At 57.6% G+C, this 24,474-nt stretch carries 21 protein-coding genes; 10 read left to right on the forward strand and 11 right to left on the reverse strand.

Annotated features, from left to right (window positions below; genetic code table 11):
- Nucleotides 1-50: 50 nt before the first annotated feature.
- From GTU79_RS00695 to GTU79_RS00720, 6 genes are all read left to right on the forward strand, one after another.
- On the forward strand, nucleotides 51-1,652 hold the full coding sequence (locus GTU79_RS00695) for an ABC transporter substrate-binding protein (protein ID WP_203524483.1): 1,602 nt from the start codon (nucleotides 51-53) through the stop codon (nucleotides 1,650-1,652).
- 171 nt (nucleotides 1,653-1,823) lie between these two features.
- On the forward strand, nucleotides 1,824-3,098 hold the full coding sequence (locus GTU79_RS00700) for an acyl-CoA dehydrogenase family protein (RefSeq protein ID WP_203524482.1): 1,275 nt from the start codon (nucleotides 1,824-1,826) through the stop codon (nucleotides 3,096-3,098).
- Between the two features lie 45 nt (nucleotides 3,099-3,143).
- Nucleotides 3,144-4,502 (forward strand): LLM class flavin-dependent oxidoreductase, encoded by a 1,359-nt coding sequence (locus GTU79_RS00705; RefSeq protein WP_203524481.1) that lies wholly within the window; start codon nucleotides 3,144-3,146, stop codon nucleotides 4,500-4,502.
- Nucleotides 4,499-5,836 carry an LLM class flavin-dependent oxidoreductase gene (locus GTU79_RS00710; RefSeq protein WP_203524480.1) on the forward strand — a complete coding sequence of 446 codons (1,338 nt, stop codon included), beginning with the start codon at nucleotides 4,499-4,501 and terminating at the stop codon, nucleotides 5,834-5,836. Before GTU79_RS00705 ends, GTU79_RS00710 begins: the two co-directional genes overlap by 4 nt.
- 247 nt (nucleotides 5,837-6,083) lie before the next feature.
- The gene (locus tag GTU79_RS00715; RefSeq protein WP_203524479.1) at nucleotides 6,084-7,319 is read left to right on the forward strand and encodes an acyl-CoA dehydrogenase family protein; all 1,236 of its coding nucleotides are present in this window, start codon (nucleotides 6,084-6,086) and stop codon (nucleotides 7,317-7,319) included.
- A gap of 11 nt (nucleotides 7,320-7,330) precedes the next feature.
- Nucleotides 7,331-8,161: an SDR family NAD(P)-dependent oxidoreductase gene (locus GTU79_RS00720; RefSeq protein ID WP_203524478.1), complete on the forward strand. Its 831-nt coding sequence runs from the start codon at nucleotides 7,331-7,333 to the stop codon at nucleotides 8,159-8,161.
- Nucleotides 8,162-8,318: 157 nt separating this feature from the next.
- Here GTU79_RS00720 and GTU79_RS00725 read toward each other — a convergent pair whose 3' ends face one another.
- The 8 genes from GTU79_RS00725 to GTU79_RS00760 all read right to left on the reverse strand — a co-directional run bounded on the left by GTU79_RS00725 (nucleotide 8,319) and on the right by GTU79_RS00760 (nucleotide 15,867).
- Nucleotides 8,319-9,917: an ABC transporter ATP-binding protein gene (locus tag GTU79_RS00725; RefSeq protein WP_203524477.1), complete on the reverse strand. Its 1,599-nt coding sequence runs from the start codon at nucleotides 9,915-9,917 to the stop codon at nucleotides 8,319-8,321.
- On the reverse strand, nucleotides 9,904-10,797 hold the full coding sequence (locus GTU79_RS00730) for an ABC transporter permease (protein ID WP_132923947.1): 894 nt from the start codon (nucleotides 10,795-10,797) through the stop codon (nucleotides 9,904-9,906). Before GTU79_RS00730 ends, GTU79_RS00725 begins: the two co-directional genes overlap by 14 nt.
- Nucleotides 10,794-11,780, reverse strand: a complete 987-nt coding sequence (locus GTU79_RS00735) for an ABC transporter permease (protein WP_203524476.1) — start codon at nucleotides 11,778-11,780, stop codon at nucleotides 10,794-10,796. Before GTU79_RS00735 ends, GTU79_RS00730 begins: the two co-directional genes overlap by 4 nt.
- A 34-nt stretch (nucleotides 11,781-11,814) precedes the next feature.
- Nucleotides 11,815-12,369 carry an NADPH-dependent FMN reductase gene (gene ssuE / locus GTU79_RS00740; protein WP_132923945.1) on the reverse strand — a complete coding sequence of 185 codons (555 nt, stop codon included), beginning with the start codon at nucleotides 12,367-12,369 and terminating at the stop codon, nucleotides 11,815-11,817.
- An 891-nt stretch (nucleotides 12,370-13,260) separates the two neighbouring features.
- The gene (locus GTU79_RS00745) at nucleotides 13,261-13,512 is read right to left on the reverse strand and encodes a hypothetical protein (RefSeq protein WP_214513640.1); all 252 of its coding nucleotides are present in this window, start codon (nucleotides 13,510-13,512) and stop codon (nucleotides 13,261-13,263) included.
- Between the two features lie 367 nt (nucleotides 13,513-13,879).
- Nucleotides 13,880-14,782, reverse strand: coding sequence for an aromatic amino acid DMT transporter YddG (gene yddG / locus GTU79_RS00750; protein WP_214513641.1), 903 nt, complete (start codon nucleotides 14,780-14,782; stop codon nucleotides 13,880-13,882).
- A gap of 56 nt (nucleotides 14,783-14,838) precedes the next feature.
- Nucleotides 14,839-15,318: a helix-turn-helix domain-containing protein gene (locus GTU79_RS00755; protein ID WP_203524473.1), complete on the reverse strand. Its 480-nt coding sequence runs from the start codon at nucleotides 15,316-15,318 to the stop codon at nucleotides 14,839-14,841.
- 126 nt (nucleotides 15,319-15,444) lie between these two features.
- On the reverse strand, nucleotides 15,445-15,867 hold the full coding sequence (locus GTU79_RS00760; protein WP_132923943.1) for a DoxX family protein: 423 nt from the start codon (nucleotides 15,865-15,867) through the stop codon (nucleotides 15,445-15,447).
- 153 nt (nucleotides 15,868-16,020) lie between these two features.
- Between GTU79_RS00760 and prlC the strand changes: the two genes are divergently transcribed.
- Entirely contained in the window at nucleotides 16,021-18,063 is a 2,043-nt protein-coding gene (prlC, locus tag GTU79_RS00765) for an oligopeptidase A (RefSeq protein ID WP_203524472.1), read from the forward strand.
- Between the two features lie 51 nt (nucleotides 18,064-18,114).
- Nucleotides 18,115-18,876, forward strand: coding sequence for a 16S rRNA (guanine(1516)-N(2))-methyltransferase RsmJ (gene rsmJ, locus GTU79_RS00770; RefSeq protein WP_203524471.1), 762 nt, complete (start codon nucleotides 18,115-18,117; stop codon nucleotides 18,874-18,876).
- A gap of 11 nt (nucleotides 18,877-18,887) precedes the next feature.
- On the opposite strand, the gene uspA is transcribed toward rsmJ, so the two are convergent.
- Nucleotides 18,888-19,331 carry a universal stress protein UspA gene (gene uspA, locus GTU79_RS00775; RefSeq protein WP_132923940.1) on the reverse strand — a complete coding sequence of 148 codons (444 nt, stop codon included), beginning with the start codon at nucleotides 19,329-19,331 and terminating at the stop codon, nucleotides 18,888-18,890.
- 533 nt (nucleotides 19,332-19,864) lie between these two features.
- Here uspA and uspB point away from each other — a divergent pair.
- A complete protein-coding gene (gene uspB / locus GTU79_RS00780; RefSeq protein WP_203524470.1) occupies nucleotides 19,865-20,200 on the forward strand; it encodes a universal stress protein UspB in 336 nt (111 codons plus the stop codon).
- 38 nt (nucleotides 20,201-20,238) lie between these two features.
- On the opposite strand, the gene pitA is transcribed toward uspB, so the two are convergent.
- On the reverse strand, nucleotides 20,239-21,747 hold the full coding sequence (gene pitA, locus GTU79_RS00785; RefSeq protein ID WP_203524545.1) for an inorganic phosphate transporter PitA: 1,509 nt from the start codon (nucleotides 21,745-21,747) through the stop codon (nucleotides 20,239-20,241).
- A gap of 476 nt (nucleotides 21,748-22,223) precedes the next feature.
- Here pitA and GTU79_RS00790 point away from each other — a divergent pair, with 476 nt between their 5' ends.
- On the forward strand, nucleotides 22,224-23,450 hold the full coding sequence (locus GTU79_RS00790) for a BaiN/RdsA family NAD(P)/FAD-dependent oxidoreductase (RefSeq protein WP_203524469.1): 1,227 nt from the start codon (nucleotides 22,224-22,226) through the stop codon (nucleotides 23,448-23,450).
- A gap of 84 nt (nucleotides 23,451-23,534) precedes the next feature.
- On the opposite strand, the gene GTU79_RS00795 is transcribed toward GTU79_RS00790, so the two are convergent.
- Nucleotides 23,535-24,467, reverse strand: coding sequence for an alpha/beta fold hydrolase (locus GTU79_RS00795; RefSeq protein WP_203524468.1), 933 nt, complete (start codon nucleotides 24,465-24,467; stop codon nucleotides 23,535-23,537).
- Nucleotides 24,468-24,474: the final 7 nt, after the last annotated feature.

Genomic DNA, 24,474 nt, shown 5'->3' on the forward strand with positions numbered 1-24,474 from the left:
CACCTGCGCCATTCGACAAATAATGTTTATTAGAAAAAAAGGGTTAATCCATGTCCCGGAAGTTTATATCTGCTTTATCCCTGGGGATAATACTGCTGGCGCTAAATGCCATGGGCCGGGTACTGGCGGATGAGCAGACGCCGGTACGAGGCGGAACGCTGATCGCCGCTATATATCCTGAGCCGGTAACGTTGACGGCGACCTATAATAACCAATATGCCAATCGGGTTATCTCCGCCAATATTTTTGACGGCTTAGTGTATTATGACGATAACTACCGGCCCCAGCCCCGTCTGGCCACCTCCTGGGAGGTGGCGCCGGACGGCTTGAGCATCACCTTTCATTTGCGTCACGGCGTGAAATGGCATGACGGCCAGCCCTTTACCTCAGCGGATGTGAAATACTCCGCCCTGGAAGTCTGGAAAAAAGTCCATTCTCGCGGGCGGTCCACCTTTGCCGCCCTGAAAGACGTGGAAACCCCGGACGATTACACCGCCATCTTCCGCCTAAGTTCGCCGTCCCAGGTTATTCTCAGCGCGCTGGACGGCGCGGAATCGCAGGTGGTGCCTAAGCATATTTTCGACGGCGGCGACATTCGCAAAAGCCCGGAAAACGCCCGGCCCATCGGCACCGGTCCCTTTCGTTTCAAGGAGTGGAAGCGCGGACAGTACGTTATCCTGGAACGTAATCCGGATTATTGGGACAAGGGAAAGCCCTATCTTGACCGGGTGATTTACCGTTTTATCCCCGACGCGGCGGCGCGCAGCGCGGCATTGGAATCCGGCGAAGTGTCCTATATCCCCTACGCCGGGGTGCCGTTTTCGGATATAAACCGGCTTAAGCAAAATCCGGAACTGAAATTTGATTCCCGCGGGTACTCTTACGCGGCGCAAACCTATTTTCTCGGTTTCAATCTGCGCTCGGTCCCATTGTCCAATCTGAAAGTCAGGCAGGCCATTGCCCATATTATCGATAGGCAACGGATTATCGACACCGTCTGGTATGGTCAAAGCAATCCCGAATACAGCGTGGTGCCTCAATCATTGACCCAATTTTTCACGCCGGATATCCCCCGTTATGATTACAGCGTGAAGCAGGCCAATACTCTCCTGGACGAAGCCGGTTATCCCGTCAAGGCGGACGGAAAGCGCTTCACCCTGCGCCTTTATACCGACCCGAGTTCCAGCCAGTTCCTGCTGGCGGGGGAGTTCCTCCGCCAGGAATTCAATAAAATCGGTATCGCTATCGACTTTACGCCGCTGGACAACGCAACCTTCCTCAAGAAGGTCTATACCGATTATGACTTCGATATTATTTTCCAGGGATTCGGCGTGATGCTGGATCCGCAAATGGGGTTAACCCGGGTCTATTACTCCAAAGCCCAATCGCCGGGGGTGCCCTATGCCAACGCCTTCGCTTACGTCAGTCCGGCCACCGACCGATTGATCGAGGCCTATCAGAATGAAGTTGACCCCAAAAAGCGCATTGCCGTGATTGCGGATTTCCAGCGGCAGACCCTTACCGATCTGCCGCTGTTGCCGGTCATGGCGGCGCCGTTTTTTACCGTTTACAACCGTAAACTGCACGGTCTGGATTTCTCGCCGGCGGGAGCGCATTCCGGCTTTCGCGACGCCTGGATAGCCGGGAAATAGGGGTGCAGGCAGCGGGCACAATGTCTCGACCGCCGATCATGAGACGCCCTTATCTTAGCGGTGGCCAGCAGGATGATTCCTCATAGTGGCGATGGCCGGGCGCAAGATTTCTTGATTAAGGTCGGGTCCTGCGCGGATCCGTTATTTTTCACCGTTTTTTGGAGCAGCGTTATGTCCTTGAATATGACTCCCCCCACCCCCGCCGAAGCGCCGGAGGATCGTAACGGCCGGTTTGCCGAGCCGGTGGCCGGCCGGGATAGCCGGGACGATTTGCTCGCTGCGGCGCGGGATATCGGCGCCCGGTTGGCGGTGGACGCCTCGGTGCGGGATAAAGAACGCATTTTGCCCCACGATGAATTGAACTGGGTGTTACAGGCGGGCATTGCCGCCGCCAGGGTGCCCAAAACCCACGGCGGTCCTGAGCTGAACTACACCGACCTGGCGCGGATATCCATCCTGCTGGCGAAGGGCGACCCCAACGTCGCCCAGATATTGATCCCGCATTTTACCTCGGTTGAGCGCATTCGCCTTACCGGCACCCCCCATCAGCAAGCGCGCTATTTTCAGGGACTGCTGCGGGGGGATTTGATAAGCGGCGCCACCGGGGAACTGGGAGGAAAATTCGTGTCGGACATGACCACCCGGCTCAGTAATACCCCTCGGGGTTTGCGGCTGAGCGGCCAAAAATTCTACAGCACCGGCGGATTGATGGCGGACCGGCTGCGGGTCACGGCCAAGGATGATAGCGGCGATACGGTGTCGGTTTTCGTGCCGAGGGGGCGTGCGGGCATTGTGCAGCATGACAACTGGGACGGCATGGGACAGCGGTTAACCGCCAGCGGCACCACGGAGTTTCTCGATGTCGCGGTGGCCGAAGATGAAGTGATGTTTTACAGCGGCGAAGAGCGCAAGAAACGCAATTATCAGCCGGCCGCCACCCAAATGCTCCATTCCACCATTGAAGTGGGTATCGCCCTCGCGGTGCTGGACGACGCGGTGGCCTGGGCGCACCGCGGGGCGCGTCCCCGCGCCGACTCCGGCGTGCAGCGGTCGGTGGACGATCCCTACGTGCAGCATACCATCGGCAATATCATCGCCAACGCCCATGCCGCAGAGGCGGCGCTGCTGCGCGCCGCGGCGCTGGTGGATACGGCGGTGGCCGCCTGGTACGGCAACGCGGCGGCGGATGAATTGGAACAGCGGCTGATTGAAGGCTCCATTGCCGTCGCCGAAGCCAAGATAGTTTGCAATGGCGCGGCGCTGCGGGCGGCGGAGCTGATTTATGAGGTGGGCGGCTCGTCCGCCACCCTGCGGGAGAATAATTTTGACCGCCATTGGCGCAACGCGCGTACCCATACCACCCACGATCCCATTAATCACCGCTATCGCGTGGTGGGGAATTATTACCTCAATCAGACGCCGCCCCCCATCACCATGTATGACTGATAAAGCCTCGGTCCGGGTCGGATAACCGTTTCGCCATGGGTGAAAATGATGACAGAACAGAAAAGACAGATGCATTTGGGGGCTTTTTTACAGGATGTCGGCCATCATATCGGCGCCTGGCGCCACCCGGACGCCCCGCGGAACGCCGGCATGAATCTTGAGCATTTCAAGCTGCTGGCGCGGCGGGCCGAAGACGCCAAATTCGACATGATTTTCCTCGGCGACCAGATGACCTTTCAATACGAGGAGGACGAGCATATCGGCCGCACCACCCGGACCGTCAATTTCGAGCCGCTGACCTTATTGTCCGCTCTGGCGATGCTCACCCGCCGCATCGGGCTGGTGGCGACGGCGTCCACCAGCTATAACGAGCCGTTTAACGTCGCGCGCAAATTCGCTTCGCTGGATCATATCAGCGGCGGGCGGGCCGGCTGGAATATCGTGACCTCCTGGACGCTGGGGGAAGCGCTGAATTTCAATCGCGACGAGGTCATGGATCACGGCCTGCGTTATCAGCGCGCCCAGGAGTTTGTGGACGTGGTGCAGGGGCTGTGGGACAGCTGGGAAGACGACGCGCTGCTCAACGATAAGAAAACCGGACTTTTCTTCGATCCGGACAAGCTGCATGTGCTGGATCACCAGGGCCGGTTCTTCAAGGTGCGGGGGCCGCTGAATATCTCCCGCGCCATCCAGGGCCAGCCGGTGCTGGTTCAGGCCGGTTCCTCTTCCGATGGCCAGGATCTGGCGGCCCGCAAAGCCGAGGTGATTTTCACCGCCCAGCGATCCCTCGCCGAGGCGCAGGGGTTTTATCGCAGCGTCAAAGAGCAGATGCAGGCCCACGGCCGCCAGCCTCATCAGCTGAAGATCATGCCGGGGGTGTTTCCCATCGTCGGCGAGTCCCGCGAGCATGCCGGGGAAAAGTTCGAACAGCTGCAAGAACTGGTGGATCCTGAAATCGGCTGGCCGGTGCTGGCCCGGCATTTGGGCGGCTTTGATTTGTCTGGCTATCCTATTGACGGTCCGGTGCCTGAATTTCCCTTGTCCCAGGGCAACCAGAGCCGGCAGCGGCTGTTGGCGGATTTCGCCCGGCGGGAGAAACTGACCATACGGCAACTGTACTGGCATGTGACCGGCACCCGCGGCCACTGGGCGATTTTCGGCACGGCGTCGGACATTGCCGACCAGCTTGAAGAGCGCTTCACCGGCGGCGGCGCGGACGGCTTTAACATTATGGCCCCCTGGCTGCCGGGAGGATTGCTGGAGTTTATCGACCAGGTGGTGCCGGAACTGCGGCGGCGGGGGCTGTTCCGCACCGAGTACAGCGGGTCGACGCTGCGGGAGCATTTGGGTTTATCCGCGCCGCCGAACCGTTATACGCAGCCGGCTGCGGGAGCCGCCTTATGAGCGGGGCGCAGCGGCAGATGAACCTTGGGGTGTTTGTGGAGACTACCGGCCGGCACGTGGCCGGCTGGCGCCACGAAGGAGTTGATCCCCTGGCCCCGCTTGACGTCGGGCATTACCGGCAGGTGATCGGGATTGCCGAGCGCGGCCTGTTTGATCTGTTTTTCCTGGCGGACGGGCTGGCTATTCGCGATCGATCCGCCGAGCGCCTGGGCCGCGGGCCGAAAGCGCATTTCGAACCCCTGACCCTGCTGTCGGCCCTGAGCATGGTCTCCCGCCATATCGGACTGGTGGCCACGGCTTCCACGACCTTTAATGAGCCCTTTCATATCGCGCGTAAATTCGCCTCCCTGGATTTTCTCAGCGGCGGGCGGGCCGGCTGGAACATCGTCACCTCCTCAAGCCCGGCCGAAGCGGAAAACTTCGGCAACGGGCGGTTACCGCCGCCGGAGGAGCGCTACCGGCGGGCCGCTGAGTTTGTGGAGGCGGTGCGCGGGTTATGGGATAGCTGGGATGACGACGCCATCGTCGCCGATCGGGACTCGGGCGTCTATTTCCGCCCCGACGGCCTGCATGCCCTTCATCATCACGGCGAGTTTTTCGACATTCGGGGGCCGCTGAACATCGCCCGCCCGCCACAGGGACATCCGCTGCTGGTGCAGGCGGGATCGTCCTCCGCCGGTATCGGGCTGGGGGCCAGGGTCGGGGAGATCATCTATACCGCCCAGACCACCCTCGAGGATGCAAAATCTTTTTATGCCCGGCTAAAGGGATTGGCGCGGGAGGAGGGGCGTCAGCCCGAGTCGCTGCGCATTCTGCCGGGACTCTTCCCCATTGTCGGCCGCTCCCGCGACGAGGCCCGGGAAAAATTCGACTATCTGCAATCCCTGATTCATCCCGAGGTGGGACTGGCGCAGCTTGAGCATCACCTCGGCGGGGTGGATCTGTCCGGCTATCCGGTGGACGGGCCTTTGCCGGAAGACGCATTGCCCGGAGAAGGCGCCGACAGCCGGAGCGGGTTGCTCCGGCATATTGCCCGGCGCGATAGCCTGAGCATTCGGGATCTCTATCTGCAGGTTTCCATCGCCCGCGGCCATCCGGTGTTAACCGGCACCGCGGCGGATATCGCCGATTACATGGCCGCCTGGTTCCAGGAGGGCGGCGCGGACGGTTTTAATATCATGCCCGGCTGGCTGCCGGGCGGACTGGGGGATTTTGTCGACCTGGTGGTGCCGGAGCTGCAGCGGCGGGGATTGTTCCGCACCGAATACCGGGGTTCCACCACCCGGGAAATCATGGGGCTGGCGCGGCCAGCCAGCCGGTATAGCGCTGTTTGAACCCAATGACGGGGCTGCACTATTTCCAGGAAGTGATGTCCAGGAAGTGATGTCCAGGAAGTGATGTCCAGAAAGTGATGTCCAGAAAGTGATGTCCAGAAAGTGATGTTCAAAAAATGATGGGTGAAAATGATGGCCGGAAAGGGTGGCCGGAAAGGGTGGCCGGAAAGGGTGGTACTGGCGCGGCCGGCGAGCCGGGCCGAGGTGGCTTACATGAATAATCAGGGTTTACAGCGGGGAGTCAGGCGTGTCTGCACATTATAAAGAACAAGGCCGGCGGGACCCCGCCGGACCGGATGCGGTGAAGGCCACGGCGTTATTGGCGCAGGCGGAGGAGTTCAGGCTGCGTTTTGCCGCCGGCGCGCCGCAGCGCGACCGCCAGCGGCTATTGCCCCATGAAGAGATGCTGGCGCTGCGCCGCAGCGGCCTGTTGGCCATGCGTGTACCGCGAGAGTACGGCGGCCCGGAGATAGACATGGTGAGTTTTTCCCGGATTATACGCATGCTGGCTGCCGGCGATCCCAATATCGCCCAGGGCATTGCGCCGCATTTCACCAACCTGGAAAAACTTCGCATTTACGGAACGCCGGCGCAGCAAAAAGTCTACTTTGACCTGGTGCTGGAAGGCTGCTTGATGAGCAATGCCGCCGCCGAACGGGAAGGCGCATTTATCGGCGATGTCTCGACGCTGCTTTTCAGGGAGAATGGGGTCTGGCGCCTGCGGGGCAATAAGTATTACAGTACCGGCAGCCTGTTCTCCAGCATTATCCTGGTGACGGCGGCTCACGAAGAGGGGGGCCGGGCGGCGATTTTTGTCCCGGTTGACCGACCCGGCGTCACGGTGGCGGATGACTGGGACGGCATGGGGCAACGCACTACCGCCAGCGGCACCACCGAATTCGCCGACGTCGAGATTGCCGAGGAGGAGATTTTGCGTATTCCCGCCTATGGCGATCGCCGCACCCATGAGGGCGGCTTCGCCCAGTTGATACACGCCTCCATTGACGCCGGTATCGCCCGGGCGGCGCTGGAGGATGCCTGCGAATACGGCCGAACATCCGCGCGGGTATTGCGGGAAAGCGGCGTGCGCGGCGCCATAGAGGATCCTTATGTGCTCCACACCGTGGGGGAGATGGCCATTATCACCCACGGGGCGGAAAGCCTGCTGGAGCGGGGGGCGGTACTGCTGGAAAACGCGGTACGGGTTGCCTTCGCCGGCGGGGCGGATGCCGACAGGCTGCTGGGAGAGGCCTCGGTGGCGGTGGCCGAGGCAAAATACGCCACCACCGAAGCGGCTATCAAGGTGAGCGAGATGATATTCCGCATCGGCGGGGCATCGGCCACCTCAGCCCGGCTCAATCTGGACCGGCACTGGCGCAATGCGCGCACGCATACCACACACGACCCGGTGGCCTACAAGGCGCGGGCGGTGGGCGATTTTTATCTGAACGGCGCACTGCCGCCCATCAACACCAAAATCTAAGGGGTAGGGTCATGGAACTCGGTTTAGCGGGAAAAACGGTACTGGTGACCGGCGGCAGTAAAGGCATCGGTCTGGCGGTGGCTCGGGCGTTCATTCGCGAAGGAGCGCGGGTGGGTATTGTCTCCCGCGACGGGGGGAACCTGGAACAGGCGCGAAAGGCTCTGGAAGAAGAAGGCGCGGTCATTGCCGTGGCCCGGGCGGACCTGAGCCAAAGCGAACAGGCCGATGCCGCCGTGGCGGCGATTATCCAACAGTTGGGGTCCATCGATATTCTGGTGAACAGCGCCGGCGCCGCGCGCCGGAATCCGCCGGAATCCCTTGACAGCGCCGCCTGGCACGCCGCCCTGGACGCCAAGTATTTTACCTACATCCATACCCAGGACGCGGTGCTGAAACGCTGGGTGGATAAGGCCCGTTCAGTGGGTACGAGCCAGGCAGGCGGCGCGCCGTCGCGGCAGCTCGGCGCCATCGTCAATATCGTCGGCACCGGCGGACGGGTGCCTCATCCCTCCCATGTGGCGGGCGGCGCGGCCAATGCGGCGCTGCTGCTCTCCACCCTGGGACTGGCAAGCCATTACGCGCGCTACGGCATCCGGCTGAACGTGGTGAATCCGGGTTATACCCTGACCGAGCGCATGGACCAGACCGTGGCGCAGGAGGCGCTGCGCTTGGGAGTTTCACGCGAAAAGGCGTTAGAGCGGCTCAGCGCCGAATTGCCCCTGCGCCGCTTCGGCGAGCCGGATGAAATCGCCAATGTCGTGCTGTTCCTGGCCAGCGAACGCGCCAGCTATGTGGTGGGGGCATTAATCTCGGTGGACGGCGGCCAGCATCCCATAATTTAACTGATTGCCGGGTGCGTGCCGCAATTCCCATTGTTTAGCGGGGTATCCGGAGCGCCGCCGGGCCAAGCCGCTATTTTGATTAATAGAACCGATTATCCGGACGGCTATCGGACCCGAGTCGCTAAATCGAAGCGGCTCGTCCCCCCGAGCCGGCATTTCACGCCGCCGCCAGAATCAGATTGCGGGTATAGGCATGCACCGGGGCGGCCAAAATCGACATGGCCTCCCCGGCTTCGATAACGTTGCCGTCTTTCATCACGATAATCTGATGCGCCATGGCGGCCACCACCGAAACGTCATGGGTGATAATCAGGTAGCTTAGCCCGTGTTCCCGCTGCTGGCGCTGCAGCAGGGCGATGATCTGCCGCTGGATGGTGACATCCAGCGCGCTGGTGGGCTCGTCCAGCACCAGGATATCGGGATTGATGATCAGCGCCCGCGCGATGGCGATACGCTGGCGCTGTCCACCTGAAAATTCATGAGGATAGCGTTGCAGCAGACCGGGGAACTGCTCTTGTGTCAGACCCACCTCGGCGAGCATAGCCACGATGCGCCTATCCCGCTCGCGAACCGACAGCTCGGGGTGATGAAAATGCAGATTTTCACCCACGATTTGCGCAATGGACATGCGCGGCGACAACGAAGAGAAGGGATCTTGGAACACTGCCTGGATTTTGCGGCGCTGGGCCTTGCGTCCCTGCTTACTGCCGGCATTGGCCTGTTTCCACGATACTCCTTCCACCAGCAGGGAGCCTTCATGTCCCATCAGTCCCAACACCGCGGCGGCCAGGGTGCTTTTGCCCGAACCGGACTCGCCGATGACCCCCAGCGTCCGGCCCGGCGGCAGCGTAAAATCGGCATTTTTCACCGCATTGAAACGGTGGCGCCGAAACCAGTTGCTGATGCCCGGCTGGGATATGGGATAGCTTATATTGATGGCTTTGCCTTCCAGCCGCGGCGGCGTTCCCGCCGCAAAGGCCGGACTGTCGATATCCCGTTCGGGACGGCTGTTGATTAACCGGCGGGTATAAGGATGCCGGGGCGCCAGGAATAACTGCTCGGTGGGGGCGACTTCAACGATGTTGCCCGCCTCCATGACAATCACCCGATCGGCGAAGCGGCGCACCAAATGCAGATCGTGGGTGATCAGCAGAATGGACAAACCGTTCTTGCGCTGCAGGGCGGCCAACAGCTCAAGAATTTGCAGCCGCAGGGTGACATCCAGCGCCGTGGTGGGCTCATCCGCCAGCAGCAGCCTGGGCTCGCCCGCCAGCGCCATGGCTATCATGGCGCGCTGGCGCTGGCCGCCGGAGAGCTGGTGCGGATAGGCATGGGCACGGCGCTCCGGCTCGGGGATGCCGGTTTCCGCCAGCCGCGCCACGGCGCGGATCCAGGCCTGTTTCTGGCTCATTCGGGATTTCAGCCGGTAGACCTCGGCGATTTGGTCGCCGACGGTATGCAGCGGATTGAGGGCGGTCATGGGATCCTGAAAAATCATGGCAATATCTTTACCGCTGATATCGCGTATCTCCCGCTCCCCCAGCGCCAGCAAATCGGTGTTCTCGAACAAGGCCTTGCCCGATACCTCGGCGCCGGGAATCAGATGCAGCAGGCTCATGGCGCTGACGCTTTTGCCTGAGCCGGATTCTCCCACCAGGGCCACCTTTTCATGGGGTTTGATGTGAAAAGAAATCCCTTTGACGATCTGTTCGCCGTTAAAGCCGATGCGCAGATCCCGGACATCAAGAAGGTTCATTGGCGTCTCCCCGCCCGGTGATGGTAACAGGCGTCTTGCGGGCTTTATGCAGGCGCGGATTGAACACATCGTTCAGACCGTTGCCTATCAGCATAAAAGCCATGACGGTGAGAAAAATAGCCAGCCCCGGCAGGGCGGTCATATACCAGGCGGTGCGCAGCACCTCGCGCCCCGAGCCCACCATGCCGCCCCAGGTAACGACGCTGGGATCGCCGAGGCCGAGAAAGGAGAGGGATGCCTCGGATAAAATCACCTGGGCCACCAAGACCGACGACGCCACCATCACCGGTGCGATACTGTTCGGCAGTACATGGCGGACGATAATGCGAAAATGCCCCAGTCCGATGGTGGTGGCGGCCCGGACAAACTCCAGCTCCCGCACGCGCAGAGCCTCGCCGCGCACCAGCCGGGCGATTTGCGGCCATGAGGTGGTGCCCAGGGCCAGGGAGATGCTGAACGTGGACGGACCCAACACCATCACCATGGCAATGGCGAACAGCAGGCGAGGCATGGTGAGAAAGACTTCGGTAAGCCGCATCAGGACATCGTCAACCCAGGATGCGCCGAAATAGCCGGCGATCACGCCGATAATAATGCCCAGCACCACTGACAGCGCGGTGGCGAACAGGCCAATCATCAGGGAGGTACGGGCGCCATACAGCAGGCCGGACAGCATATCCCGGCCCATCATGTCGGTGCCCAGGGGAAACCTCGGGTCGCTGCCGGGCCACATCGTCGGGCTGCCCACCATATCCCGCGGGTCCCCCGGGAAGAAATAGGAGGCGGAAACGGCGCCGAACAGAATCAGCAGCAGCAGTATCAGGCCGCACTGGGCGGAGGCGGAGTCCGCCAGGCGCTGGAGAAATCGGCGTGACCTCATGAACGGCGCCTCCCGATGCGCGGATCCAGCGCAACATACAATAAATCCACCGCCAGGTTCATCAGCACCACCAGCAGGGAGCTGAACAGGAAAATGCCCAGCAGCAGATTAAGGTCGCGGGAAAAAACCGCATCATAGGCAAGACGGCCGATGCCCGGCCAGCCGAAGACCGTTTCGATAACCACCGAGCCGCTCAGCAGACCGCCGATTTCAAGGCCGGTAATAGTGATGATGGGCAGCGCCGCATTGCGCATGATATGGCCGAAAATCACCTGCCATTCCCGTAGTCCTTTGGCCCTGGCGGTGCGTACAAAATCCAGCCCGTAGACTTCCAGCATCGACGAGCGGGTAATCCTGACATACATGGACAGGAAGAACAGGCTTAGGGATAACGCCGGCAAAATCAAATGCCGCCCAACGTCCAGCAGGTATTGGAAGGTATTGGCGTAATCCGCCCCCACCGTGGACAAACCGCTGACCGGTAGCCAGCGCAGCTGTATGGAAAACAAGACGATTAGCAGCAAACCGATCCAGAACAGCGGCGTGGCGAAGCCGATGGTGGAGAACACGGAAATGAGCCCGTCCAGGGCTGAACCCCGGTATCGGGCGGCGATCATTCCCAATAATACCCCGACCACCAGCGCAAAGATGATGGCGGTTAGCGAGAGGGTAATCGTCGCGGGGAGCCGGCTGACGATAAGTTCGGATACCGGCATGTTTTCACGGAATGAATAACCCAAATCGAAATGGGCCAATGAAACAATATAATGGATAAATTGCTGCCACACCGGAATATCAAGTCCGTACAGATGGCGCATTTGGGCCATATATTCCGGCGTGGCGCCGCCCGATTCCCCCGCCACCACGTCGATAACGTCGCCGGGCGCCAACTTCATCAGCACAAACGCCAGTATGACGATGATAAATGTCGTCGGCAAAATCTGGAATAACCGCCAACCTATATACCCGATTCGGCCATGCATCGCTAATCTCCGGAATAACAAGCAGAAAAACCTTCTAGGAGGCGGTTATGCCGTTAAATTGCGCCTGCCGTTCCATTGCGCGCGAAAATGTCCCCAAAGATTCCATCAGCCGGTTTTCCAGCTCAGCACTGAGCTGCGGGTTACGGTCGTAATGGGTTATCTGGCTGTCCTCGGCAAAGACGCCGTGCAGGATTTCCTGCGCTTTCAGCGCGTTAAGCACCGGTTTGAGGGCATAATCCAGCGCCAGCATATGCCCGCTGGAACCGCCGGTAGCCACCGGCAGCACCACCTTGTGTTCAAAGGCCCGCTCCGGCAGCAGGTCCAGCAGGGTTTTCAGCGCGCCGGCAAAGGAGGCCTTATAAATAGGCGTACTGATAATGATTCCGTCGGCGTCCGCCAATTGCTCGATAAATACCTTCAGCGCCGGGCTGTCAAAACGGGCGTACAGCAGGTCTTCCGGGTTGAAATTGAATAAATTCCAGGGAGTGACGTCGATACCTTGTCCCTCGAGCCAATGCTGCGCGACGGTAAGCAGTACGGCGGATCTTGAGGGAAACCTGGGACTACCGGCCAAGGTAATAACATTCATGGCAACTCCTTAACTGCTTTCCAAAATGGCCTGATCACGTGATTTTTTGTCATGGTTAAGCCGCTGGTTCATACCGGTTCGGCAGCCTGATTTACATCTGGTTAACCATGTTATGATTTAAATCCTACAAATTAAAATACGTTTTATGGCTGACTATATTCAGAAATGGAGGATTGGCGGGGAATATTGATGGCCTTTAGAGGGATAGCGACACGCGTCGGGAGACGTGGCGCTGACTTATCAGTTTTAACGCATTTATAATTAAGGCTGTGGCTTACAGGCTCAAGGCGCAGCGATTCCCAAAGAGCTTGCTCAGGTATGACTGGAATGAGCGAGGACAACTCTGCCTGGAGTAGAATTGAACGCTGCCGGCAGCGGCCCCGGAGGCGAGGCCCAGAGAGGGGCAGGGTATTGACAACGTGCCTGCAGCTTGCAGTATGGCGAGTATAGGCATGTAAAAAATGTAAAGAAAGCGAGTGCTCCCATCTATTGGGGCGTAAACGGTAAATAGGACAAACTTTAGACAAAAAGGGATTAAAGCTGAAAGGCTGAATCTCAAAATGGAGCGGATTAAGCGACAAGTTTCAAACGGGAAAATGAACGCCTTTTTCCCCGAGGAAAAATAAGCGTATATATTGTCAAAACACCTGACCATAAAGCACATGCAGCTAATGGAAACCACAAAGGACGAAAAATGTTTAGGTAAGGAGTACCACGTTTGATAAGCAATATCTGCACCGCTTAAGATTGACGCAGAAAATAATATCGATAAAAGAGTAGAATATATCGAACTATTTTTTGTCATGAACAGGTTCTCTGTGCTGAAAATATTATCTAGACATAACATGCTAATATCGGCGGCGTTAATAGCAGATCTTTATCTCTTGTTGTTTAAACTGTTATCGCCTTGACCCTTCCCTTTTCAAAGCACCCACCGGCTATGGCGCCGCCGATCAGCCCTAATGCCAATCCCGGCGCGCCTCCCGCCGATCCCGCGACCATGCCTCCAATAACGCCATTATTGCAACTGATAACCTTATCGCCCAACTTATTATGATAACCACTAGAATTAGGCGCATTTTTCGAAGCGGCTTCAGCATTGCTGGCACTACTATGCTGGTTAACAGTAGATGAGTTATTCATAAGATTCTCCTTGTTAATAGTGATTATCTATTTTATCCGTTATGCTAATCATCCAATGGATATCACAAAACGCTTAATAAAATAAGCCACTTATCATCATTGTTCATGAGGAGGTATCAAGGCTCAATGACATTTTTCCACTTTACTTATTGGCTTGGTTAATTTCAAGGGATTTTCAAGATTCTTTATTACACATAAGTGATGTATTATATTTGCTGATTATTTATTATGATACGTCTTTTATTTAATTGAATGTCATCGCCTAGTGGGAATTTTCTTACTTAATAGGCGCACTCGTACCGCGCTTCGCATAAAATGTGAACCACATAATTTATAGACCCTATTTTTACGCTGAGGGGAGATGACTTCATCCCCTTTTGGAATCGCGGGTGGCCAGCCAGCATAACAATGAACCGGCGGTCACCATCAGCACACCCAGCCAAAAGGAGAGCAGCAGCTGGGTGTTCAACAGCACGCCCGCCAGCAGCGAGGACAATACCGGGGTGAAGTAGGACGCGGTGGCCAACAGCATTAAGTTACCCCGCATGATGCCGCGGTTCCACGCCGCATAGGCCACCGCCGAGGCGCCGCCGGCCACTAAAAAACGTACCACGGCGGCAACATCCATCTGCATCCCCCGTTCGTGGCTGAAGGCATATTGTATCCACAAGGTGACGGCGGTGAGGACAAAAAACAGCGTGACGCCGTCTTTCCCCTTTGCCCATTTCTTGGTGATATTACAATACGCCGCCCAAATCAGGGCGCCGCAAAAGGCCAGGCCGTAGCTTAGCGGATTCGAGAGGATATTCCGGCCTATTCTAGGCAGCGACCAGCCGCCCTCGCCGCCCATGATCCAGCCGATGCCGTATAGGCATAACAGCAGCCCCGGTATCAGCCATTTATTGGCTTTTTCGCCGTTAATCAATACCGCCATCAGAATGGTGAAACTGGGCCAAAGATAATTTACCATGCCGATCTCGATGGCCTGGGCTCGGTTATTGGCGTATCCCAAGGCCAGGGAGAGAAAAATCTCATAGCTGGCAAACAGGATACCGCCGGCTATCAGGTACCTGCGGGGAAAAGATCGCAGGGAAGGAAAACCCACCAGCAACAGCAAAAACAGCGAGCTGACGCTGTAAATTGTAGCGCCCCCGCCGATGGGGCCCAGTGCTTCGCTGACGCCCCTGATTAAACCAATGGTGCTGCTCCAGAGCAGAATGGCCAACAATCCGCACCCGGTCGCCTTATTTTCCGGCGAAACGACAAACATCTTTAACCTCTTTAAATGGGTGTTTTATTTCACCGGTTTCCACTGAAGGACGATGGTTACTTTTCCAGCATTCTGCCGGTTTTTTTCGCCTTCCATTTATCGATATGCCTATCGAACACAAATGTTCTCAGTCCACGATTGATAAGCAGAACGCAAAAAGCGGCAATGACAATGACGGACCAGGTTATTGCATGGCTAGTTAGCCAGTTGATTAATAATAACAAAACGCCGGTGACTATATAGCCGCCCATCTGTCGATAAAATTTGGCTTCCGAATCAATTTGCCGTTTGATTTTTGCCAACTTTTCGTCGATAGCCTGGGCCTGATGACGTTTCCCCGAGGTTGCTTCATCTGAGTAAAGCTCCGTGACGCTCAGGTCAAAAGCAGAAGCAATGGCTGCCAGGGTTTCCAGGCTGGCCTGCTCGCCATTCTCGATACGCTGTATGGTCCGGGCGCTTAAGGATGACAATTCCGCCAGTTGCTCCTGTGACCAGGCTTTCGCCAGCCGTAACGCCTTTATACGATATTCACTCATGATTCCACACCCCCGTTGTCTTTTGGTGGGATCAACCGTATCGCTTTTTACAACGTGCCGACACGACAGCAACCAGACAAACCGCCGACAGGGAGGCGACACTAAAGCCCTATCGGCGAAGGGAAGTTAACGCCAGTTCGGATTCTTCATAATACTGATGCGGCCGCAGCCCAACAGCGCAATGGCCAGACCGGCGAAGAAAAACACCGCCATCACCTCTACGCCCCAGCCGCCGACCTTGTCCATGGTAAAGACCAGTTCGGGCTTGGTAATCAGCCAGGCGAATATCATGGTAAAGCAGAAGATCAGCGCCGCCGGACGAACCAGAATGCCTAGGATAAGCAGAATCGGCATCGCAACCTCGCCAACATAAACGCCATATCCCACAGATGCCGGCAGACCGTGGGCCACCACCATGGCGATGATATTGTCGATACCGTGAATGATTTTATGTATGCCGTGCGGCAGCATCATGCCGCCGAAGGCCAGGCGAAGAATAAATTTCCCCAGATCCGGGTGGTCCAGCATCCGATTAAAAGCAGCTATCATTATAAATTGTCCATTGATAAAAAGATGAATAGTTATCGTTACATGTGTCACTTTGATATTCAATGACAATTCCCGCCGCCACCGCCATTGATTTTCGCTATAGTTAGCCTCATGTTATTCAGATAGATCTTTAACGATAATCAGGGCCGCCTTATGACTAATCCGTTACTTGCTTCTTTTATCCTGCCGCCTTTTTCCGCCATCAAGCCCGAGCATATCGTCCCGGCGGTAAAATCCGCCCTTGAGGATTGCCGCCGGACCGTGGAACAGGTAGTGGCGCTATCAGGCCCCTATAGCTGGGACAATCTGTGCCAGCCGCTGGCCGAGACGGACGATCGCCTGGGCCGTATCTGGTCGCCGGTGGGCCATCTCAATGCGGTGAAGAACAGTCCTGAACTGCGGGAAGCCTATGAACAAAGCCTGCCGCTGCTGTCAGAATACAGCACCTGGGTCGGCCAGCATAAGGGATTATACGACGCGTATCGCAATCTCCGCGACGGCGAGAACTACGGGGATTTGAGCGTGGCGCGCAAGAAGGCCATTGATAATGCCCTTCGTGATTTCGAGTTATCTGGTATCGGCCTGTCGCCGGAAAAACAAAAACGATACGGCGAAATCGCCGCCCGGCTATCGGAATTAGGTTCCGCGTACAGCAACAACGTGCTGGATGCCACCATGGGCTGGAGCAAGCTTATTACCGATGAATCCGAATTGAGCGGCATGCCGGAAAGCGCGCTGGCCGCCGCCCGCGCCAAGGCCGAGGCCAAAGGGCAGGAGGGATGGCTGCTGACCCTGGACGTGCCCAGCTATTTGCCCGTGATGACCTATTGCGACAATGCCGCGCTGCGGGAAGAGCTCTATCGCGCCTATAATACCCGCGCTTCCGATCAGGGGCCGAATGCCGGCAAATGGGATAACGGTCCGATCATGAGCGAAATCCTGGCGCTGCGCCATGAACTGGGGCAATTACTGGGATTCGCGAGCTACGCCGAGAAATCCCTGGCCACCAAAATGGCGCACGATCCGCAGCAGGTACTGGATTTCCTTACCGATCTGGCCAAACGGGCCCGGCCGCAGGGAGAGCAGGAGCTGGCTCAGCTGCGCGCGTTTGCCGCCGAGCACCATGGCCGCGACAATTTGCAGCCTTGGGATATCACCTACTACGGCGAGAAGCAAAAACAGCATCTGTATGCTATCAGCGATGAACAGCTGCGGCCGTATTTCCCGGAGCAGCGCGTCGTTAACGGCCTGTTTGAAGTGGTCAACCGGATTTATGGTGTGACCGCCGAAGAGCGAACCGATGTGGATACCTGGCACCCGGAGGTGCGTTTCTTCGATTTGTTCGACCACCAAGGGGAACTGCGCGGCAGTTTCTATCTGGATCTCTATGCCCGCGAAAACAAACGCGGCGGCGCCTGGATGGATGACTGCGTCGGCATGCTGCGCAAGGCCGACGGCAGCCTGCAAAAGCCGGTGGCTTACCTGACCTGTAATTTCAACCGCCCGGTCAGCGGCAAGCCGGCGCTGTTCACCCATGACGAAGTCACGACGCTGTTCCATGAATTCGGCCACGGCCTGCATCATATGCTGACCCGTATCGACACCCCGGGAGTTGCCGGCATCAACGGTGTGCCCTGGGATGCGGTGGAACTGCCGAGCCAGTTTATGGAGAACTTCTGCTGGCAGCCGGAGGCGCTGGAGTTCATTTCCGGCCATTATGAAACCCACGAGCCATTGCCAAAAGAGATGCTGGACAAGCTGCTGGCGGCCAAGAACTATCAGGCCGCCCTGTTTATCCTGCGTCAGCTGGAGTTCGGTCTGTTTGATTTTCGCATGCATTACGAGTACAGCGCCGAGCAAGGCGCCCGGATCCTGGACACACTGGCGGAAGTGAAACAACAGGTGGCCGTGATGCCGGCGGTGGAGTGGAGCCGTTTCCCCCATGCGTTCAGCCATATTTTCGCCGGCGGATACGCGGCGGGTTATTACAGCTACCTATGGGCGGATGTGCTCGCGGCGGATGCCTGGTCCCGTTTTGAGGAAGAGGGCATTTTCAACCGCGAAACCGGCAAGTCGTTCCTGGACAATATCCTGTCCCGCGGCGGTTCGGAAGAACCGATGGTGTTGTTTACCCGTTTCCGCGGACGCGAACCTACACTGGATGCCATGCTGCATCATTACGGTATCCGTGGGTAATCCATTGAGCGCTATGCCATGCCGCGCTATGGCGGGTTTCGAGGATAACGAGTGAGTTCTGTGTGCCTGAGCCGTGAAGGCGACGTGGATGCGCAGCGGCTTATCGCCCTGGCGGAGCGCTGGGGCTTGATCAGCGATCCGTCGGCGGTGATGGAGCTGATGTTGACGCCACAGCGTCTGGAATTGCGCAAACGGGATGAGCCAAAGCTTGGGGCTATTTTCGTTGATTTTGCCGGCGGCGTCGCCGCCCATCGCCGCCGTTTCGGCGGCGGTCGCGGCGAGGCGGTGGCCAAGGCGGTGGGGGTCAAGGGCAGTCACCTGCCGGACGTTGTGGATGCCACGGCGGGGCTGGGGCGAGATGCGTTTGTCCTGGCTTCGCTGGGGTGTCGGGTGCGGATGTTTGAACGCCATCCGGCGGTGGCGGCGCTACTGGATGACGGCTTGCAGCGGGCCTACGCCGATCCGGAAGTGGGTGAGTGGTTGCGTCAGCGGCTTACCCTGGTCCATGGCTCCAGCCTGGAAGGCTTAACGGGAGTACTGCCCCGGCCGGAGGTGGTTTACCTGGACCCGATGTTTCCGCACCGGCCCAACAGCGCGCTGGTAAAAAAAGAGATGCGCGTTTTCCAGTCGCTGGTAGGCAGCGATGAAGACGCCGACAGGCTTTTAGCGCCGGCACGAGCGCTGGCGACCCGCCGGGTGGTGGTGAAACGGCCCGATTACGCACCGCCTTTGGCCGGCATCGCGGCCCAGGCCCATATCACCACCAAGAACCATCGATTTGACTTGTATACGCCTGCGCCCGCCGAATCCTGATCACAACCCAGCTATTCCTCGTACACTTCTTCGTCGTTAAGCGGGACGATCAGCATATCCACATGTACGGTATTGATCAGCTGCCGCGCCGAAGACATCAGCTTGCTCCAGAAATCCTGATGGTGGCCGCATAACACCAAATCTACATCGTACTTGTTAATGGCATCCACCAGCACCTGGGCGAGATCGCCGCTGCCGCTCAGCACTTCGGCAATGGGATAACCGGCGTTTTGCGACAGCTGGGTCATGGCGTGCGAGGTCTCCTCGGAGATACGTTTTTGCATATCGCCCAAATTGACGTCAATCAGGCCGGTATAGAGATCGGAATAATTGACATCGACATGGATCAGCGAAACCTTGGCATTGTACGGTCTGGCCATCGACACGGCTTTTTCCACCAATACGTTACTTTCCGGTGAAAGGTCAACGGCGATAAGAATGTGTTTGTAAGACATAATCAGACTCCTTGTAAAATGTCACTCGTTAACTCGTCGCGGGTCATTCTTTCGGCCTGCCTGTGACAGAATGAGTTTACCACCCCGCGGCACCGGAGAAGTGATGCCGGGATCACGTCGAACCGAATAATATCAGCCGGTTGGCATAAACAACCATCACGTAAAATACGGCAGCGTCTCAAAAAATCAGCAGAAATATATGTTGCTGACTGTTAATGGTTTGAATATCAATGTACTCGTTCTAGTATAGTCATTTATGGGAGCCGGGTCGCAACCTTGGCACCCCACCGGCGTTGGCAAAAAAAATTGCAAAAATGCACAAATTTTGTCGCTTCGGTTGCTTTCTTTTGACAAACCTTTTCTACACTCAATATTGTAGAACCTCATAATACTGTGAGTAAGTTGATCTAATCTCAGACATATCATTTTTGGGGTGGGCTTGTTCAGCTCTGTGGTAAGTTATTAAGAGGCGTAACCGCTGAGAGCCCGCGGGTCGGGGATTCAGTGTGGATTTGCGTCGCCGGGGAGGGGGTATGATCAACACCGTTGCGCTTTTTTGGGCTTTATGTGTCGTCTGCGTCATCAATATGGCGCGCTATTACTCTTCATTGCGGGCGTTATTAGTCGTACTTCGCGGCTGCGATCCGCTGCTCTATCAGTATGTTGACGGCAGCGGTTTTTTCACCGCTCACGGGCAACCCAGCAAGCAGTTGAGACTGGTTCGCTATATCTATGCGCAACGCTACCTTGATCATCACGATCAGGAATTTATACGCCGTTGCGAACGGGTGCGGCGACAGTTTATGCTCACCAGCGGGCTGTGCGGGTTGATTATCGTCAGCCTGATTTCCCTGGCTATCTGGCATTGAGAGAAGGGCAAGGCGACCCTCAGGCCGCCTGTGTTACGCTATTGAATACATTTCAGCGCCAGCCAATAAAGAGACCCTGACAGCACAATCGCCACCGGCAGGGTCAGTACCCAGGCCAGCAGGATATTCTGCACCGTCTTGCTTTGCACGCCGCCGCCGTCCACCACCATGGTGCCCGCCACCGCCGAGGAGAGGACATGGGTGGTGGAAACCGGCATGCCGGTATAACTGGCGACGCCGATGGAGACCGCGGCGGTCACCTGCGCCGAAAGCCCCTGCGCATACGTCATGCCCTTCTTGCCGATTTTCTCGCCGATGGTGGTGGCCACTCGCCGCCAGCCGATCATGGTGCCCAACGACAGCGCCAGCGCGACGGCAACGATAATCCATAGCGGGGCATATTCAACGGTGGCCAGCAGGTCCTTGCGCAAATTCCCCAGCAAACGTTTATCTTCACCGGAGGTTTGCGGCAGTTTGACCAGTTTATCCGTGGTGTCGGCGATGCACATCAGCAGGCGCCTGACGTGTGAACGCTCGCCGGGGCTGAGGTGATCGTAGCTTTGCAGATTTTCCAATAACGCCATGGTGCGGTCTATGGCGATGAGCGCCCGGCTGCCGTCGCAGTGGAATACCGTGGTGGCGGGCAGGGCTGAAGGGAGATCGGGCGCCGGTATTACCTGCGTATCGGTATCGGCGGTTTGCGGCAGGGTTGCCGCATGCAGATGATAAAACTGCTGCAGGTTGCCGACGGCATCCCTGGTGCGGGCGATATCATAGCCGGTGGAGTTCATATTCACCATAAAACCCGCCGGGGCGACGCCTATCAACACCAGCATAATCAGGCCAATCCCTTTTTGTCCATCATTGGCGCCGTGGGCGAAGCTCACGCCCGCCGCCGAAAGGATAAGCGCCGTTCGGGTCCAGAACGGCGGCTTGCGCTTGCCGTCCTTCTTTTCCCGTTCCGCGGGGGTCAGGTGGATACGGCGGCGTTTCGGCGTGCCGCTCCAGTAACGGCGCAAACAGAATACCAACGCGCCCGCCAGTACCAGCCCCACGATGGGCGAGATGATAAGGGACAGGAAAATCTCAATCAGCTTTGGAATATTCAGCGCCGCCAACACCGAGGTATGGGTCAGCAGCGCATTGGTCAGGCCGATACCGATAATGGCGCCAATCAATGTATGGGAGCTGGAGGCCGGCAAACCGAAATACCAGGTGCCCAGGTTCCAGATGATGGCCGCCAGCAGCATGGAGAACATCATTGCCAGTCCGTGGGTGGAGCTGACATTCAATAACAGATCCACCGGCAGCAGATGAACAATGGCGTAAGCCACGCTCAAACCGCCCAACAGCACCCCGAGAAAATTGAATACCCCGGACATTCCCACCGCCAGCTGAGAGCGAAGCGCGCGGGCATAGATTACGGTTGCCACCGCATTGGCCGTATCATGAAACCCATTGATAGCTTCATATATTAATACAAATATTAACGCGATAACCAACATAAGACCGGTATGAAATTCCAGGCCGGTAAATAGATGCAGCATAAGGTTACGCCATTTATTGGACATGAACGGGGCGCATTATCTGCGACAACGGGGGCGCTGGAAAAGCAAAATATGACCTTTTTATGACATTTTTATTGACGCTGCCCTTGCGCTTGCTGATGATTATCATTTTTATCAATAGGTTAATTCTGTTTCACCCGGCGTTTTTTCGCGCGGCTGGCGTCTGCCGCGGTGGATGGCTACAATCAGGTGCCCCGCCAAACGCGCCGACCGGGGGTATCCCCCTTAAAAACAAAGGCGGGTGCACATAAGTCAATTGAGCATGATAAGAGTAAGAATAAGTTTGGTTTGTATTTATTGAGCGAATATAAATTGTTTAAGCATCAGTCGAAAGTGCAGACATTGAATGGATATAAATTGACTGAATACCAGTCGAGCAGACTCCTGTTGAAGAGTGATAAATTGATTGAGAATCAGTCAAGCGAGAATAGATTGGTCGGGCTTAAGGTGATTGAGTGAGCACAGGGGAACAATTTGACGCCATTATCATCGGTGCCGGGGCCGCGGGCCTGTTTTGCGCCGCCCAGGCCGGCCAGCGCGGCCTCAGGGTACTGCTGCTGGATAACGGCAAAAAACCGGGCCGGAAGATCCTGATGTCCGGCGGCGGCCGCTGCAACTTCACCAACCTGCACGTGGAGCCCGCCGCCTTTCTCTCGCAAAATCCGCATTTTTGCAAATCGGCCCTATCCCGTTACAGCCAATGGGATTTTATCGAGCTGGTACGGCGGCACCGCATTGCCTTCCATGAAAAAACCCTGGGCCAGCTGTTTTGCGACGATTCGGCCCAGCAGATCGTGACGCTGCTCCTGGATGAATGCCAGCGCGGCGGGGTGACCTTGCGGATGCGCAGCGAGGTGGCGGCGGTAGAAAAGCGTGGACTAGAAAAGCGCAGTGAACAGTTCCATGTGCTCCTCCCCGGCGGCGAGGTCACGGCGCCGTCGCTGGTGGTCGCCACCGGCGGCCTCTCAATGCCCGGACTCGGCGCCACGCCGCTGGGTTACCGCATTGCCGAACGGTTCGGTATTCCGGTGGTGCCCACCCGCGCCGCGCTGGTGCCGTTTACCCTGCATAAACCGCTGCTGGAGTCTTTAGGCGCTCTCGCCGGCGTCGCCCTGCCAACGCAGGTGGAAGCCGCCGGAGGCATGTCCTTTCGGGAAAATCTGCTGTTTACCCATCGGGGCCTGTCCGGCCCGGCGATGCTGCAAATTTCCAGCTACTGGCAAAACGGCGAATTTCTTAACCTCAACCTGGTGCCGGAGCGGGATCTGGGGGCGTTTCTCACCGAAGAGCGACGGGATCACCCCAACCAAACGCTGAAAAATACCCTGGCAAAGGTGCTGCCGCGCCGGTTTGTAGAGTGCTGGCATACCCTGTTGAACATCCCGGAATGCACCTTGACGCAGCTCAGCCGCCGCCAGCAAAACGACTGGGTGATGTCTTTGCGGCAGTGGCGCGTACAGCCCAACGGCACCGAGGGCTATCGCACCGCCGAGGTCACCCAGGGCGGCGTGGATACCCGCCGCCTCTCCTCCAAAACCATGGAAAGCCGGCAGGTGCCGGGGCTCTATTTTATCGGCGAGGTGGTGGACGTCACCGGCTGGCTGGGGGGCTATAACTTCCAGTGGGCCTGGAGCTCGGCCTGGGCCTGCGGGCAGGCGCTGGCCGAAGTCGCCGGCCTGTGAGCAGAGGAGCTTTATCCCCTCACCATGTCACCTCTATCTTGGCGGTGACCGTACGGCTGGTTCGGCCGTAGCCCCGGCAAAACATCATCGATACACCTTATGGAGAAATAGGTGTAACGACGCTGCTATGTCATCCACCTGCTCATCGAGCGCAAAGTGACCGGCATCAACCAGTTGAACCTCTGCATCAGGCACATCGCGCTGGTAGGCTTCAGCTCCCGGCACCAGGAACGAGCTGTCGTAGCGGCCCCAGATTACCAGCGTCGGCGGCTTATGCGCGCGCAGCCATGCTTGCCACCGCGGATATGCCGCGACGTTGGTCTGATAGTCATACAGCAATGCCGTTTGGATCTCCTTTTCGCCGGGCCGGGAAAGAAAGGCGTATTCGTCCGTCCAGCTATCGGGGTTGTAACATTCCGGGTTTGGGCTATCGCCGGCATGGCGGAATTTTGTACCCTCTAATGACATAAAGGCTTCAGGCACTTCCGGATGATTCTTTGGGTCGGCCCAATAAGCCTTGATGCCTTGCCATTTGGGCCCTAAGCCCTCTTCGTAGCTGTTGGCGTTTTGAATAATGAGGCCCTGAACGCGGGCCGGATGCGCCAACATGACGCGAAAACCTATGGGGCCGCCGTAATCCTGCAGGTAAAGGCTGTAGCGATCGATCTTCAATTGCTCAATCAGCCTATTGGTTGTTTCGGCCAGGTGGTCGAACGTATAGCGGTAGTGGGACGGGGGAGGGGCGTCACTTTGTCCGAAGCCGGGATAGTCGGGCGCGACGACATGATAGCGGGTGGCGAGCAGCGGAATCAGCGTATCAAACATCCTTGATGACGAAGGGAAACCGTGGAGCAACACGATGGTCGGTGCGTCCTTGGGGCCTGCTTCGCGGTAAAAGACACCGACGCCGTCTACCTGGACCTTATGATAGGTCGTGTTCGAATGCGTGGCAGGTAGGGCCGCGGGTGTCTTGTATGTAAACAAAGACAACGCGGCGGAGATGCTGGAACGGGACATTGCGTCC

Origin of the sequence: Sodalis ligni (assembly GCF_016865525.2) — a bacterium.
GTDB lineage: Bacteria > Pseudomonadota > Gammaproteobacteria > Enterobacterales > Enterobacteriaceae > Acerihabitans > Acerihabitans ligni.

Coding starts and splice junctions, on each gene's coding strand:
- GTU79_RS00745 (WP_214513640.1), bottom strand. CDS start 13,512: ATGAATAACTCATCTACTGTTAACCAGCATAGTAGTGCCAGCAATGCT.
- ssuE (WP_132923945.1), bottom strand. CDS start 12,369: ATGAATGTTATTACCTTGGCCGGTAGTCCCAGGTTTCCCTCAAGATCC.
- GTU79_RS00725 (WP_203524477.1), bottom strand. CDS start 9,917: ATGAACCTTCTTGATGTCCGGGATCTGCGCATCGGCTTTAACGGCGAA.
- GTU79_RS00710 (WP_203524480.1), top strand. CDS start 4,499: ATGAGCGGGGCGCAGCGGCAGATGAACCTTGGGGTGTTTGTGGAGACT.
- GTU79_RS00730 (WP_132923947.1), bottom strand. CDS start 10,797: ATGAGGTCACGCCGATTTCTCCAGCGCCTGGCGGACTCCGCCTCCGCC.
- GTU79_RS00720 (WP_203524478.1), top strand. CDS start 7,331: ATGGAACTCGGTTTAGCGGGAAAAACGGTACTGGTGACCGGCGGCAGT.
- GTU79_RS00760 (WP_132923943.1), bottom strand. CDS start 15,867: ATGATAGCTGCTTTTAATCGGATGCTGGACCACCCGGATCTGGGGAAA.
- GTU79_RS00735 (WP_203524476.1), bottom strand. CDS start 11,780: ATGCATGGCCGAATCGGGTATATAGGTTGGCGGTTATTCCAGATTTTG.
- GTU79_RS00700 (WP_203524482.1), top strand. CDS start 1,824: ATGTCCTTGAATATGACTCCCCCCACCCCCGCCGAAGCGCCGGAGGAT.
- uspB (WP_203524470.1), top strand. CDS start 19,865: ATGATCAACACCGTTGCGCTTTTTTGGGCTTTATGTGTCGTCTGCGTC.
- prlC (WP_203524472.1), top strand. CDS start 16,021: ATGACTAATCCGTTACTTGCTTCTTTTATCCTGCCGCCTTTTTCCGCC.
- yddG (WP_214513641.1), bottom strand. CDS start 14,782: ATGTTTGTCGTTTCGCCGGAAAATAAGGCGACCGGGTGCGGATTGTTG.
- GTU79_RS00755 (WP_203524473.1), bottom strand. CDS start 15,318: ATGAGTGAATATCGTATAAAGGCGTTACGGCTGGCGAAAGCCTGGTCA.
- GTU79_RS00695 (WP_203524483.1), top strand. CDS start 51: ATGTCCCGGAAGTTTATATCTGCTTTATCCCTGGGGATAATACTGCTG.
- uspA (WP_132923940.1), bottom strand. CDS start 19,331: ATGTCTTACAAACACATTCTTATCGCCGTTGACCTTTCACCGGAAAGT.
- GTU79_RS00705 (WP_203524481.1), top strand. CDS start 3,144: ATGATGACAGAACAGAAAAGACAGATGCATTTGGGGGCTTTTTTACAG.
- GTU79_RS00795 (WP_203524468.1), bottom strand. CDS start 24,467: ATGTCCCGTTCCAGCATCTCCGCCGCGTTGTCTTTGTTTACATACAAG.
- pitA (WP_203524545.1), bottom strand. CDS start 21,747: ATGCTGCATCTATTTACCGGCCTGGAATTTCATACCGGTCTTATGTTG.